This is a genomic window from Planococcus circulans (assembly GCF_020023385.1).
In the GTDB taxonomy this organism is placed as follows: domain Bacteria; phylum Bacillota; class Bacilli; order Bacillales_A; family Planococcaceae; genus Planococcus.
The window spans coordinates 39,553-53,514 of record NZ_JAIQCL010000006.1 but is presented as its reverse complement, the minus strand read 5'-3'; the positions used below and the strand labels follow the sequence as shown (position 1 = coordinate 53,514).

Annotated in this window: 12 protein-coding genes and 1 riboswitch; of the genes, 4 read left to right on the top strand and 8 right to left on the bottom strand. The window is 46.3% G+C overall.

Annotated features, from left to right (window positions below; translation table 11 throughout):
- Positions 1-21 precede the first annotated feature (21 nt).
- Both K8U60_RS11110 and K8U60_RS11105 read left to right on the top strand, forming a co-directional pair.
- A complete protein-coding gene (locus K8U60_RS11110) occupies positions 22-1,692 on the top strand; it encodes a DUF2207 domain-containing protein (protein WP_223638729.1) in 1,671 nt (556 codons plus the stop codon).
- A 108-nt stretch (positions 1,693-1,800) separates the two neighbouring features.
- Positions 1,801-2,535 (top strand): YqcI/YcgG family protein, encoded by a 735-nt coding sequence (locus K8U60_RS11105; RefSeq protein WP_223638726.1) that lies wholly within the window; start codon positions 1,801-1,803, stop codon positions 2,533-2,535.
- A gap of 207 nt (positions 2,536-2,742) precedes the next feature.
- On the opposite strand, the gene K8U60_RS11100 is transcribed toward K8U60_RS11105, so the two are convergent.
- A complete protein-coding gene (locus K8U60_RS11100; RefSeq protein WP_223638723.1) occupies positions 2,743-3,747 on the bottom strand; it encodes a LacI family DNA-binding transcriptional regulator in 1,005 nt (334 codons plus the stop codon).
- 193 nt (positions 3,748-3,940) lie between these two features.
- Here K8U60_RS11100 and K8U60_RS11095 point away from each other — a divergent pair, with 193 nt between their 5' ends.
- A complete protein-coding gene (locus K8U60_RS11095) occupies positions 3,941-4,708 on the top strand; it encodes an arylamine N-acetyltransferase family protein (RefSeq protein WP_223638720.1) in 768 nt (255 codons plus the stop codon).
- 59 nt (positions 4,709-4,767) lie between these two features.
- On the opposite strand, the gene K8U60_RS11090 is transcribed toward K8U60_RS11095, so the two are convergent.
- The 7 genes from K8U60_RS11090 to K8U60_RS11060 form a co-directional block, all read right to left on the bottom strand.
- Complete coding sequence (locus tag K8U60_RS11090) at positions 4,768-5,712, bottom strand: ABC transporter substrate-binding protein (protein WP_223638717.1); 945 nt, start codon at positions 5,710-5,712, stop codon at positions 4,768-4,770.
- Positions 5,713-5,714: 2 nt separating this feature from the next.
- On the bottom strand, positions 5,715-6,260 hold the full coding sequence (locus tag K8U60_RS11085) for an ATP:cob(I)alamin adenosyltransferase (protein WP_223638714.1): 546 nt from the start codon (positions 6,258-6,260) through the stop codon (positions 5,715-5,717).
- Positions 6,261-6,427: 167 nt separating this feature from the next.
- Positions 6,428-6,624, bottom strand: a riboswitch (cobalamin riboswitch).
- Between the two features lie 52 nt (positions 6,625-6,676).
- Positions 6,677-7,633, bottom strand: coding sequence for an HNH endonuclease (locus K8U60_RS11080; RefSeq protein WP_223638670.1), 957 nt, complete (start codon positions 7,631-7,633; stop codon positions 6,677-6,679).
- A gap of 436 nt (positions 7,634-8,069) precedes the next feature.
- Complete coding sequence (locus K8U60_RS11075; protein WP_223638668.1) at positions 8,070-8,855, bottom strand: cytochrome c oxidase assembly protein; 786 nt, start codon at positions 8,853-8,855, stop codon at positions 8,070-8,072.
- Positions 8,856-9,032: 177 nt separating this feature from the next.
- Positions 9,033-10,148, bottom strand: coding sequence for a GGDEF domain-containing protein (locus K8U60_RS11070; protein WP_223638666.1), 1,116 nt, complete (start codon positions 10,146-10,148; stop codon positions 9,033-9,035).
- A 212-nt stretch (positions 10,149-10,360) separates the two neighbouring features.
- Entirely contained in the window at positions 10,361-10,849 is a 489-nt protein-coding gene (locus K8U60_RS11065; RefSeq protein WP_223638664.1) for a GNAT family N-acetyltransferase, read from the bottom strand.
- Between the two features lie 44 nt (positions 10,850-10,893).
- Positions 10,894-12,144: an MDR family MFS transporter gene (locus K8U60_RS11060; RefSeq protein ID WP_223638661.1), complete on the bottom strand. Its 1,251-nt coding sequence runs from the start codon at positions 12,142-12,144 to the stop codon at positions 10,894-10,896.
- 97 nt (positions 12,145-12,241) lie between these two features.
- On the opposite strand from K8U60_RS11060, the gene K8U60_RS11055 reads away from it, so the two are divergent.
- On the top strand, positions 12,242-13,903 hold the full coding sequence (locus tag K8U60_RS11055) for an ABC transporter substrate-binding protein (protein WP_223638658.1): 1,662 nt from the start codon (positions 12,242-12,244) through the stop codon (positions 13,901-13,903).
- Positions 13,904-13,962 lie beyond the last annotated feature (59 nt).

The following is a 13,962-nucleotide window of genomic DNA, read 5'->3' as shown; positions in this document are numbered from 1 at the left end:
ATAGAGAAAGAGGTGATGGAAATGCACAGAAAAAAACCGTTTATCTGTTTTTTGACGCTGCTGGTTCTCATGCTGTTTCCCTTGCAGGCATTAGCCGTCGAGTTCTCGATTGCTGAAGTTGTTATCGATGCACAGGTGAACACAGACGGCACCGTGGATGTGGTGGAACATCACACATATGAATTTGAAGATGACTTCAACGGCATCACACGGGAAATCGCTCCGAAAGAAGGAAGCTCGATCCAAAAGTTCAGCGGTTATGAAAACGGCCAGGAATTGGAAGTCGAACGGGAAGGCGATCTGTACAAGGTCTTCCGTGCAGGCGAAGATGAAACCGTAACCATCGAATTGCACTACGAAATCCAGGATGCTGTGGACAAATTCGAAGACGGCGCCGAATTCTACTGGCCGTTCTTCGATGACCGCAACGAAAGTGATTACGGACAAATGACCATTACGGTCACCCCTCCCGCTCCTTCCGAAGAAACGGATTTTGTCGGCTATGATGAAGCCTATCAAACAGGCAGCCTGCAGGACGATGGAGCGGTCCGCTTCGATATGGGTCGCGTGCCGGAAGGATCTAACGGAGATGTCCGTGTCATCTTTGACGCTCAGCTCTTCCCCGCCCTTCCCGAGCAGGATGGATCTATCCGCGGGGAATTGGCAGATGAAAAAGAACGTTTGGAAGATGAGGCCATCGCTTTTGCGGCAAGACGGGACACCGGCTCTCTCATCGGCAATGGACTGATTCCGGGGGCCGGGGCTTTGCTGCTTGCACTTGCCGCCTGGGGGTGGAACCGTGCGCGCAGAACCAAACAGCAAGCAAAACCAAGTACAAGCGCCTTCTTCGTGCCCAAACAGAAAATGAGTATTCCGGCGACCTTGTATTTCACCAAATCCTCCATCTTGACGCCTGCCGTAACAGCAGCCGCCTTAATGGAACTGGTGCGCAAAAAGAATGTAGAGCAATTGTCGGAAGAACACTTCCGGCTGATCGATCGCCATGCGGAACATGCGCATGAGGCGACATTGATCGACTTATTATTCGATAAAGTCGGGGATGGCGAAACTTTTGCAACCAAGGATCTTGAAACCTATACCAATAACGAACTGAACCACTCTTCCTATAACGAATCGATCACGGCCTGGCAGCAGGGCGTCGTCGAAGAAGTGAAGCAACATGACCTATACGGCAAGCACCCGTTGCTGCGCTGGACCGTGGGACTGATCGGGCTTGCCTTATTTGCAGCAAGCATCTTTTTCGGGGTAATGGATCTATTGCCGTTGATGTTCTTTTCTCTCTTCATTGGAATCGGTTTTGTCGCTTTTTGCTTCTACTCCCCGATTACCCGTGATGGCCACGAGATACGGGAAGAATGGAAACAACTGCGTACTGCCATGGAAAATCTGGATGCTTCAGACTGGGAAAACTTGACGCAGGATGAAAAAATGCGTGCCTATGCCTACGTTTTGGGAGCGGACGAAAAATCGGCCAATCCGAAAACGCAGAGCTTCACCAATGCCTACAGTGAATCTGTTTTTGCAGAGTTTGGCGTGTTCTACAATCCAGTCCTCTTGACGGGTATTTTCATCGCTGCGAATTCCAGCACCAGTGCTTCAGCCAGCGGGACAGGCTCTATGCCTGCAGGCGGTGGAGTCGGAGGCGGCGGTGGCGGTTCCGGAGCTTTTTAATTCAATTGATGAAACGGCTGTGATTTTTCTCAGCCGTTTTTGTTTTGTCCTGTGTTTCTTAGGGAAGTAGAAGGAAGACGCTATTTTATGCATATGGAGGAATATTTGATGATTACAACCCACTCAGCTTTATTGACGAAAGAAGATTTTTCAGTACGGACAGACTTGCCTGAATGGTTGCTGGCCGAATACAAAACCTTTCACGAAACCGTAACGGATAAGACTTTTCCATGTTATTTCGGGATGAGCGGCGAACTGAAGGGAGAATTGCGCTACGCTTATATCACCCAAGACGACTGGAGCAACTTGCCTGCCGCCGTTGAATCATTTTTGACGCTATTCAATGATCCGAAACACAAGCGGCATGGATTGTTTGTTTTTGTTGAACCATTCAAGGAAGAAGGTTCACTGGAAACCTACCGCCAGCAATTCTGGGATATTCTCCAATACCTGCATGATGAAGATGAAATGGAATGGCCGGAAGAAGCACCACGCGACCCGGACCATTATCTATGGGATTTCACTTTCCAGGGAGAGCCGATCTTCATCTTCGGCAATACACCGGCTTATAAACAACGGAAAACCCGGGACCTCGGCAACGCAATGGTTTTAGGATTCCAGCCCCGCCGCATCTTTGAAGGATTAAAAGGAACCGAAAAAGGCGGCGTCATGTCACGCGATAAAGTGCGGCAGCGTGTAGAGGCATGGGATCATTTGCCGACACACCCGGATATCAGCCATTTCGGAGACCCTGAACATAACGAATGGAAGCAATTTTTCATCGGCGACGACAGTGAACCGATACAGGGGAAGTGTCCCTTTACGCATAAAGAAATGAAATAATAAGCAACTCCATCCATTTATGCAGAACAGAATGAAAGAAATGAACCCGTATCTCGGACTTTGCCGTGGGTTTTTACTCACTGAAAAAAGCTGTACCGGCATCTTTGCCAGTACAGCTTTTTAATTATGGGTTAATCTCCGTTCCTTTCAGGGTAAGACTATAATGGATGCAGAAAATGAATCCTGCATTCCGTACAGTTTCATCACCTATCCGTGAACAGTAGTCTTGCGCTCATAAAGAAGAACTTCCCGGTTTACATGAAAGGCTTCATCTTGATCGAGCGTCAAGATATCAAAAAGTCTTTTCACGGCTTCCTGACCTAGATTAGCCAGGCTATCGGCTGAACCGACAGAAGTCAGTCCGAATGCTGAATGCTGACCGATTTCTGAATTTCCGATACCGATGATGCTGATGTCTTCCGGAATCCGATATCCGTCTTCCTGATAGAAATCCAACAGCTGGATGGCAATTTCATCGGTAGCCGCCACAATAGCCGTCGGTTTTTTCTTCAAACTCTGCAGATCCTGATAAACTGCATAGAGAGAAGATTTATCGGTATCGGTAATCACCAATCGTTTTTTGCGTATTTTGCTTTTCGCTTCCTGAAGCGCATGAATGAAGCCTAAAAACCGGTCTTTATAGGTGGAGCTATTTAAAGGTCCCCCCACCCAAGCCACTTCCTGATGATCGGCGGTAAGCAGGTGGCTGGCCGCAAGATATCCGGCTTCGATATTGTCCAGGCCAATTGAGTGTTGGCTACCAGGATGGTTCGAATTCAACAGGATGAATGGGATATTTGATTCAACCAGTCTCTTATGGCTTACATCATCAAGGAGTACGGAAGCCAAAATAATGCCATCGGTTTTGCTGGACAAAACGGCGTCATAAGTCTCCAACTCATTCTCTTTTGTAACAAAATGAACGTTTACTTGATAGCCCCGTTCTTTTGCATAGTTGATAATAGCTGGAGCAGCACCGATGAAAATCGGGTCATCCAATGGTCCGGCAATCAGGCTGATTGATTTGGTTTTTTCGATGATTGGAACTGCCTCTTCATTCCCATCCAGCGAATAATTCAAGTCAGTTACAGCAGCCATCACTTTATCATAAGTTTCCTTTTTCACTTGATCGGGTTTATTCAACACACGTGAAACCGTGGTCTGCGAAACACCTGCATGCTTAGCAACATCCGTAGTGGATACCAAATCCATCACCCTGCTTCCTATTTTTTTGAACAGCATTCATACAGTCATTCAGTTTGTGATATTCATTTTAAATTCACATACTTATTCACTATACCACGCAGGAGCAAACTCTACACTCTTTTATTATAATGAATGAATGTTTATTTCACAGAATAAAATATATACCCATTCGACTAACCGAAAGGAATGAATAATAAATATGAATACCACCGACTACCTTAAGCGATTCAAAGCTTCACCCGTACAGGAGCATTACCTGCAGAACTTGGCTGAGCTGCAGTCTTTGCATATGCAGAATATCCCTTTTGAAAATTTGGATGTTATCCGCCGGACGCCGATCTATTTAAATATCAATAGCATTTACGACAAAATCGTCAATCAACACCGCGGCGGCTATTGCTACGAAATAAATGGTTTGTTCCATTGGCTGCTGAATGAATTGGGATTTGATGCAAAACTGATTTCCGCTACTGTACAAAAACCCGACGGTACATGGTCGAAAGCCGATACCCATGCAGCGATTCTCGTTGAGCTCGATACCCTCTATCTGGTTGATGCTGGATTCGGGGATTCCACCATCAGCCCAATTCCGCTCGGCGGTGAACGGCATACAGACCATAGCGGCACTTACCGTGTTGAACACGTTGATGAAGTCTACTACGACTTGATTCGTGAAACCGAAGATACGGAGAAAACACTATACCGATTTTCCATAGAAGCAAAACAGCTGGCTGATTTTCACGAAGGCTGTGTCTTCAACCAGGTTTCACAGGAGTCTCCTTTTACCCATGATGACCTAGTTACACGGGCTACTGAAAATGGCCGGGTGACGTTATCAGGCAGTCAGCTGACGCGTTCTGAAAATGGGAAAAAGGAAAAGACAGAATTGTCGGCTGCAGAAAAACAAAGTGTATTGAAGGAAGAATTCGGCATTGATTTGGATGTGCTTGAAAAACAGCACCAATAACAGCCTCTACTATGAATGGATCAGAAAACCCCGCTCATATTTGAGCGGGGTTTTCACTATTATTCGAAAGCTTCGGGATATACTGTTTTCGCTACCAGCTCGACAGCATCTCCGATTCTTGGTCCCGGACGGGAAGTGATATCGGAGTCCAGGAAAAACACCTGATCGTTTTGGATTGCTTCGATATCTTTCCAACCTTCGCGGCTTTTAATTTCGCCGATTGGGTCATCAATATAAGAGACTGTGGTCGCAATGATTTTCGGATTTCGTTTGATGACTTCTTCTTCAGAAATCTGCGGCCATCCTTCCAAATCGCCAAACAGGTTGTCGACATTGGCGTGATTCAGTATTTCCTGCTGAAAAGTCTTCTGGCCTGTTGTATAGATTTCCGGTGAAGGGCTGATTTCGAAATACAGCTGTTTTTTCTCTTCCACGCTTGCTACTTTTCCCTGTACGCCTTCAATTTGCTGCTGAATGGCCCCGATCACTTCTTCGCCTTTGTCTTCCAAGCCCATTACAGTTGAAATTTGCTCGATGTCTCCGTAAACGTCGTCGAAGGATTCCGCTGATTCGATGACAAATACCTGTATGCCGGCTGCTTCCAATTCGTCGTAGCCGGTCGGTCCACCTGTCGAATAACCGATGACCACATCCGGTTCCAGTTCAATGATGCGTTCGGCATTGAAAGCCACCGAATCGGAAACACGCTCCACTTCGGCTGCCTCAGCCGGGTAGTTGTCGTAATCTGTCGCACCGACCACTTTGTCTCCAGCTCCGATTTCATAGAGGATTTCAGTATTGCTGGGAATCAATGACACGACAGTAGCAGGAACTTCTTCAAAAGTCAGCTCCTTGTCCAGGTCATCCGTCACGGTATAACTTGCCTGTTCTTCAACTTCAGCTGCTGCATCCGAATCAGCTGTTTGGGATGTGTCTGACTGGCAGGCGCCGAGCGTTAATGCCACTGCTCCGATGGATAGGTACTTGAATAGGGAAATTTTCATTGTTAGTTGGCCACTTCTTTCTTTTTGGTTTTTTTGGTTGGATAGGACTTGCTGACAAACGGAATTTCTTCCACGCCGTGGTGTTGATTGACATAAACAGCCATGGTAAAGAATACATTCGCCAAAAGATTGGCGTAATTGAAAAGGATTTCCGGAACTTCACGTTCCAAGCTTACTTTATGCAAGGCGCGGACAGATTTTTTCGCCTCACTACGGCATCCATGCAGGACACAAGCACCTATAGTCCCTTGAGGCAAAACGAAGTGGTCGATTTTGTCCCTTGTACAGTTGACATAATAATCATACATGTTACTTAACTCGATCAAATCTTCATCCCGGATAGCCAGTTTCCCTCGGACTGAGCCATTCAAATGATAGGCCATCGGCTGGAGAATCTGCAGGTCGCGCTGAACTGCAGCTACATCTTCTGTCAGCGCCAGGGCTTCCCCGATGTGTGTGGTCAATGAATCTGTTCTGATTTCAAAGTCCACTGTAGAGGCGGATTCCCGCATGAATGGATAACATAGGTAACGCATGTCTTTCTTCATCATTTCACCTCACTTTTGTCTGGTGAAAATCACTGCATTGAACGCTCTCATTAAACAGCAAAAAGCCGCCCTCAAAAAGAGGGCGGCGCCATAGCTATTCAGAGACATACTCCAGCAGTCAAAAATAGAAACGTTGCCGTATGATTCCCTTATCTTCCGAAGAGTAAAAATACGTTCAAAAAAAGGTAGGTCTCCTGGCTTGTGCATCGATTTACTCTAAGAACCTTCCCGTCCCGATGACTAGTCATCGGAACAGTGGCATTTTCTTATTTCATACGCACTTACAGTTGCGGAAACAGCCCCGGAATCTAACCGGGTTCCCTGTTATGCTGACGAATCAGCACCTTTTTTCTGCATGATTATTCACTTGTTTTCAGTGTAGCATATTCCATTCGCCTATAGACAGATAAAAAAATCTATTGTTCCTGGTTTGTCAGCAATTTCACTTTTCTCGGTTCTGCAAAAACAATCCGTTTATGCCACCTTAAATAAGGCGCATGCTCCGGGGAGACCGGAACTTTCATGCTCTTACGCAATCTATATACCGGATAGTCTTCTTCGGGAATCCGGCTCGAAATATGGAGCCTTCCCCCACCGGTGAAGGCAATATAACCTGCTGAGTACAAGGCAGCGTGATTAGCGCAAAGCAGAATGCCATTGAACGGATCCAATCGCTCTGAATCCGAACTGTCCTTCCACGGCTTCGCATGGGTCGCTTTTAAAACCTCTTCGACCCCGATGCCGCAAAGCGGACATTCGCCGTTCCATTGCGGCAGCAAACTTTCCCGAAATTGTTCTTTGCCTCTGCGCATTTTAGTTTTGATTTCAAGTTCCGCTTCGGCAATCAGCCCCAGCAATGGATTGTGCTCCGTTTTTTTGATCACTTCCATCGATAATTCCAACTGTTCCACTTCAATTGTAAAAATGTTCAACGAGCTGATCAGCTCCAGAAACTTCATCGCCAGTTCTTCATTGCAGGGATACAGATAGCCTGAATTGCCGCTGGCATCTTCCTGGAACGCGGAATACTTCACCGGCAATAAAGGCTCGATCTCCGCAAAGAATTCCTTCACTGACAAGGGCTTATCCAGTTCGCGATAGACAGTGTGTGCCACGAACGCGTCTTCATGTCCATTCTGCTGCTCATCCGGATTTTTCGGCTTCGTGCCTTTATGGCAATCTTCCCGTACTCGGCTGATGGCCATAAAGGAGCCTTTTACATAATGAAACACAATATCGCCTTTCTTCAATTCCTGCATCCGGTTCCACGAATGCGGCACCATGCCGGATTTGTCGATCTGCGGCGTCCAAAGAACCCCCGCATTGCGTTCTGCCTGATAAGTCTCTCCTTGCATAACAATAAAACTATTCATGAATTGCCTCCTAATAATGGTGATGCTTAAATTCATTCGTTCTTATGTAGTAGAGCAGATTATTCGAATCCAAACGCTTATCTCTAGTTTAACCCAAAACAAGAGACTTTGCCTGAGAAAAAGAAAAGCGGAAACGGCCGTTCAGCTCCGAAAGGCATAAGACGCGCTGACGAAGCGGCGTTTTATGCCGCATAGTCAGTGTGGCGTATGACCCGAGGAGTTGGCCGTTGGAGCTGGACACAAAGAAAAGCGGAAACGGCCGTTCAGCTCCGAAAGGCATAAGACGCGCTGACGAAGCGGCGTTTTTTGCCGCATAGTCAGTGTGGCTTATGACCCGAGGAGTTGGCCGTTGGAGCTGGACAAAAAGAAAAGCGGAAACGGCCGTTTAGCTCCGAAAGGCATAAGACGCGCTGACGAAACAGCTTCCCCGTACGCTTCATATCTTCTCAGCCATTTCACTTTTCCTCGGAGCAGTGGCTTTATACCACTGCCAGCAAAAGATGACGATGATGACCAAATCGATGAAGTCCCCACCATAATACATGATCATGCCTCCTGCTTCGGCTTGCTCTCTTGGCACACCGTCAGGCGGATAGGCGTAGATGAGTTTTGAAAGGATTTTATGAGCCGCCAACGACACGATCAAAACAACGGAACGGAACAAATAACCCAGGCGATGGCTTGTGACATCGATATAGAGGATAGAAGCAGTGAACAGGTAGCCTGCTAGAAATACATGCAGATGGATAAGGCCGTAAGCAATCAGCGACCGGTGCATAAGCTCATATAAATCCGTCATGTACAGCATATACAACCCGCCGGTATTGAGGATCCATGCGGTAATCGGGTTGCTCAACAAATGAAACAGCTGGCTCTTTAAAATTGAAGTAACCTTTCTTGCTGCAGAAATCGGCAGGGACCGCAACAGCAGAGTCATAGGCATGGCCAGCAATAATAGTAGAGGTGCCAGCATGCCAAGCAGCAGATGTGTCCACATATGTCCAGTGAAATCATCATGCGCTATATCCGCCAATGGCCCTGTAAAGACGGCTGCGATGCAAAAAACACCGAGGCTCCATAAAAAATAGCGATGGAGCGGCCACGCTTTTAAGCGCAAGCTCGTCAAAGCTGCTGCAAGTGGGTACAGCAAAAATGCCAAGAACAGCAAGATGACGACTATTGTCTCCATAGACGCTAATCCCGTCTGCAGATTGTGCTCCATCTGGATTCCTCCCGTCTTTTATGTTAATTGGAAAGCCCATTGTCCATTGAGCCAGGTTTCCTCTTTATCCCCCTCTACCCAATTTTCCATGCTTCTATGTTTAAGGTCTCGCTTTCACTAAAAAAAGACAGCCGCTTTTGAGAAAAGACGGCTGTCCGGTTCTATAAGTTTTTCACTCTACACATTCACGGATTCCTTTTCCTCGGTTTCTGAAAAAGCGGTAACCTGATTTCTTCCATGGTGCTTGGATTGGTAAAGTGCCTGGTCGGCTTCGCCAATCAGCTGATCCAGCGTTTTGTGGTAGGAATTCAAGGATATTCCCATAGATACAGTCAGCTTGCCTTCAGGTTGCAGCTCTTCACCTTCAAAATGATACTGTTCGATCCGTTCCCGAACCCTTTCAGCGATTTCCAGTGCTTCCGCATCATCTAGAGGATCGGTGATAAAAAAGATGAATTCTTCACCGCCATAACGGGCGATATAATCTTTTTTTCGTGTATGGTCCCGCAGCAGCTGGCCAATCGACCGGAGCACAGCATCCCCTTTTTGGTGGCCGTGCGTGTCGTTATAGGTTTTGAAGTAATCGACATCGATCATTACAATAGCCACTGGGACATATTGCGCCACCAGCATTTGAACTTTATTTCGGAAATAGCGGATATTGGGCAATTGTGTCATCGGATCCTGATTCGAATAAAATTCAAGTTCCTTGCGGACGAGGATGTGATGATTTTCCCCATTTGCGATCAATCCCATGGCCAATACAGCAACCATCGAAAAGAACATCATCGATAGTGTTATAAAAATCGTTGCCGGTGTAGTTACCAGCATCGTTATCGATTTAAGGACTTCGAATACAAGCAATCCCAGAACCATTCTCTTGATATCCAGCAAGGCAAAAAACTTATTGACGGTCTTCTTATCGCGGAACAAGCTGCCGATGATGACCGGCAACACCACTGTCTGCAATACACCTTCTATTGCGGTTGGACCACCTAGCGAATAGCGGTAGAACGACGGGAACACAGCAGACAGAATCCCTACTTTCCACCCTCCCACATAGGAGATGAAATAAAGCGGTACTTCCCGCAGGTCAAGCCTCATCCCTTCGTGGATATAAGGGTTGTACATGACTGAAAACGTTAAAAATCCGATGAACACTACACTCAACACCAATAAAAATGTTGATTCGGTTAAATCGGGGAATAATAATTCCTTAGCTTTTAAAGCCAGGTATAGCAGCGCGATGATCAACGCCATATTTTCAAGAAAGAAAAAAAGCAACGAATCCATTTATCCAACTCCCCGTAAAAACATTCTTTATTAGTTTACAATCATTGCGTCTAAAAATACAGATAAACTACAATATTTTACATACCTCTAGTATATAAACATAAGATATCGTCTTATTTCCACATTTCTCGCTTCATTTCCTAAAAAGCGGCAAAGGGTTCTATAGCCACCGACTTTACTGGTGGTAATAGAACCCTTTGCCGCTCTATGACCTAGAGCAGTTTCGACATATACAATTCGTTGGCATAGCTGTCGTTAATCCATATAGAATCCCGCTTGATCCCTTCTACTTGAAACCCCATTTTTTCATATAGTGCAATGGCAGCTTTATTATGCTCGAGAACGGTAAGTTCAATGCGGTGAAGCGCCTTTTCTTTGGCCCATTGCTCCAACGCCAGAAACAGCTCGGTGCCTCTGCCTTTTCCCCGCTCGTTTTGCCTAATGCCCAGCGCCACATAAACGGAATGCCGTTTCCGTTTGACTCCTTCGCCCATCGCAAACAAATAGCCTGTCAACTCCGACTCTTCTTCTGCCACCAGCACGATTGACTCATCCCCTGCAGCACCAAGGCGTTTCTTCAGCTGTTCGGCAGTGGTTTTTCGTTCTCCCGGCTCAAACAGCATCAAATTCGATTCTTCCACATGCTTCATGAGTGTGGTTAACTGAGCCGCATCTGCTGGAACTGCTTTTCTAATCATCATGCTCATCCTCCTGGCATTTCATTTGTCTGCTAAAGTAGTGGAGATCAAACGATTTCCGGTTCGGCCACTTGCTCTTTCTTCGATTTTCTGACAAACAGGCCCGTGTAAACAAGGAGCGTTCCGATCATCAACAAGACGCCGATATAGACAGACATCATTGTCGGAATCAGGAATGCACCAATGATGATGGTGGAGCGGGCCAATAGATCCGCGCCGCTGAATGAAACATTGGAGAAAGCGGAATACGAACCCCGCTTGTCTTCGGGTATCATATTCGCCATCTCTGCATTGCGCACCGGCGAATATACGAGTTCGCCGATTGTCCCGATAAAGTTGAACAGGAGCAGCAGGTACCAGCTGTTCGCTGATGTAATCGTGACATAGCCAATGCTGTAAAGCAACAATCCGGTCAAGAGGACATGCTGTTTGGAAAATCGGTCCGTGAATTTATTGACCATAAATGTCATACAGACGACCAGTAGCATGTTTTGGATATTCAAGAGGCTCAGCATCCGGACTCCGGCAACCTCGAAATCCCCGATGGTGAAAGAATCGAAGCTCTCGGCAAGCCGGACGCCGATATAGCTGTTCAAGGAAAATTCCGCTGAAAAAATGAACATGGAACCGATCACCACTTTCACAAAAGGCCGGTCCTGGAAAGCAACTTTGTAGTTTTGCAGCAGATCGATCACCACATTCTGATGCTGTTTTTTCAAGCTTTGGACGCGTTCGTCCTTCAGCCAAATCTGATAAGCAATCGGCAAGCTGGCAGCTGTTACTGTCAATAGAATAAACAATTCAATCTGATGATTCAGATACAATAAGCCACCGAGTGCTGCACCGATGGCCATCGACAGGTTGATCATCCAATAATCGATGGCATAGATCGCTTTACGGTTTTCCGGAGTTGTCGAATCGATGATGATGGCATGCATCGCCGGTCTGCCCAAACTGCTGGTGACGATAAACATGACGTAGGCGAGCGCAAACAGGCGAATCCATTTTTCATCCGGCAACAAACTGATCGCCATCAACAGGAACATGACAGCGCTCAGAGAAGAGGTCATCACCAACACTCTTTTTCGCGGGAAGCGATCAGAAATATAGCCGCCGATCATGTTGACAAGAAAACCGATGAAAACGGTGATGATCAAAAAAGAACCTGCCCAGACCTTGCTCATCTCCTGGGCAAAAAACAATGCCATAAATGGCATGACGGCTGAAGCGACAGCCCGGTTAAAGAATGAAGTAATCAAACGCACTTTAATATTTTGTGGATAGTCCTTCCATTTCATCTTGTCAACCTCCTTTGTCTTATGTATATTAAACTAGACGAAAGATACTAAAAATAGACAATTTTATAAATCATGTCCACTTTTACAAGGAGGCATTATGGAAAAATCCCTTTTGGCGTTATGGCAAGCGATCCCATCCGGCAACATCAAGCAAAATGAGCTGGCAGATTCACTTCAATTGAGCAATAAACAAACGGCACGGCTGTTGCGTAAATGGGCTGATGAGGGCTGGTTCACCTTTACGTCGGGCCGTGGCCGTGGAAATACTTCCCATATAGAGTGGCATCGGGATGTAGAAGAAGTATATGAACAACAGCTGCTTCACCTGATTGAAGAGCAGTCCATCGAAGCGGCCGGGAAATACCTATTGTTTGACTGGTCACCGGAAGTCAGGCTGCGTCTGCTCCATCACTTCCGGTCCAACTTCGGTTATGTCCAAAACGCTGTTAGCCAGAAAGATAAACTGATCATCCCGCGGAAATATCCGTTGCTGACGCTCCATCCATTGGAAGCGGCAGATGTCCAAAGTGCAAATATGGTTTCCAATGTCTATAGCCGTTTGGTGTCAGTCCATGCAAACGGAGACGTTTCTCCGGAGCTGGCCCATAGTTGGGACCTTACCCCCACTACTCTTCGGCTGTATCTCAGGAAAGAAGTCAGTTTTCACGATGGCTCTTTTTTGACTTCAGAAGATGTAGTCGAATGCCTAAACCGGCTGCGTACGGATGCTTCTTACGCGGATCTTTGGAAGCCGATTACAGCCATAAAAGCAATCTCCCCACATGTTCTTGAAATCTCATTTCCAAATGGCTGCAGCTACTGCCTCTATATGCTCGGCATGATCAATTCCAGCATCTATAAAGAAGGACCATTGAACCCTATCGGCACCGGCAGCTTTTATGTCACGGAAAATGACATGCTGAAAACCACCTTGATGGCATTCGGTGGATACTTCCGTGAACGGCCGCTGCTCGACATCGTCGAATTCCTCCAGGTACCCGAGGATTTCGACTTTGCCTATCGTTCTTCAGCGAATGAACAGACCAATGAGACGTTTCAAGTAGAAAGCGATTCAGGGTTTGGGGTGGTCATATTAAATGCATTCAGGAATTCACCCATCAATCGGAAAGAAGTACGTGAGTATGTCCACTATGCCATCGCCAAACACCGCCATAAAATCGGCGAGTTTCATCCGCGTGCCTTGCCCAATCACCACAGCTGTTTAATCGGACAAAAACAAGCCTATACACAGCCAAAGCCTGTATGTCCGCGCATTGAACAGCCATTGATCATTAAAGCGGCAAACTATACCAACGGAGCTACCCGCTGGCTGAAAGAAGCTCTGGAAAGCGAAGGCATTCCTGTCGAAATCCAATGGCTGTCTTTCCGGGACAAACTGATGGATACCAAAGACGACCAAACAGCCGACCTTTTTGTTCACGGAGAGGTCTTTGAAATGAACCAAAATTTCTCGTTTTTCTATTTTCTTTCAAACGGCTATTCTCCGCTGGCGGCTATCATGAAATCCCAACCACGATTTACTGATTACATGCAGCTGTATGCTGAAACGCCATTTGAAAATTGGACGGCCTTAAATCTGGAAATTGAACGTGATCTGATCGAGTCCTCCATCATGCTGACTTTGTATTATGAAAAGCGTCAAATTCCTTTTTCTGTTGACTTAATGAATATTTCCATCAGTCATTTCGGCTATGTCGATTTTTCCAAACTATGGGTAAGGCCGATTATTGCACATTAAATCGAAAAGATGGAACGCTGCGCAAATATGCACTGCATTCCATCTTTTTGTTTAGAAGT

Bases quoted from the DNA above. Each gene is read 5' to 3' on its own strand.
- K8U60_RS11060 (WP_223638661.1), bottom strand. From the start codon at position 12,144: ATGAAATGGAAGGACTATCCACAAAATATTAAAGTGCGTTTGATTACT.
- K8U60_RS11105 (WP_223638726.1), top strand. From the start codon at position 1,801: ATGATTACAACCCACTCAGCTTTATTGACGAAAGAAGATTTTTCAGTA.
- K8U60_RS11085 (WP_223638714.1), bottom strand. From the start codon at position 6,260: ATGAAGAAAGACATGCGTTACCTATGTTATCCATTCATGCGGGAATCC.
- K8U60_RS11075 (WP_223638668.1), bottom strand. From the start codon at position 8,855: ATGGAGCACAATCTGCAGACGGGATTAGCGTCTATGGAGACAATAGTC.
- K8U60_RS11110 (WP_223638729.1), top strand. From the start codon at position 22: ATGCACAGAAAAAAACCGTTTATCTGTTTTTTGACGCTGCTGGTTCTC.
- K8U60_RS11065 (WP_223638664.1), bottom strand. From the start codon at position 10,849: ATGATGATTAGAAAAGCAGTTCCAGCAGATGCGGCTCAGTTAACCACA.
- K8U60_RS11095 (WP_223638720.1), top strand. From the start codon at position 3,941: ATGAATACCACCGACTACCTTAAGCGATTCAAAGCTTCACCCGTACAG.
- K8U60_RS11055 (WP_223638658.1), top strand. From the start codon at position 12,242: ATGGAAAAATCCCTTTTGGCGTTATGGCAAGCGATCCCATCCGGCAAC.
- K8U60_RS11090 (WP_223638717.1), bottom strand. From the start codon at position 5,712: ATGAAAATTTCCCTATTCAAGTACCTATCCATCGGAGCAGTGGCATTA.
- K8U60_RS11100 (WP_223638723.1), bottom strand. From the start codon at position 3,747: ATGGATTTGGTATCCACTACGGATGTTGCTAAGCATGCAGGTGTTTCG.
- K8U60_RS11080 (WP_223638670.1), bottom strand. From the start codon at position 7,633: ATGAATAGTTTTATTGTTATGCAAGGAGAGACTTATCAGGCAGAACGC.
- K8U60_RS11070 (WP_223638666.1), bottom strand. From the start codon at position 10,148: ATGGATTCGTTGCTTTTTTTCTTTCTTGAAAATATGGCGTTGATCATC.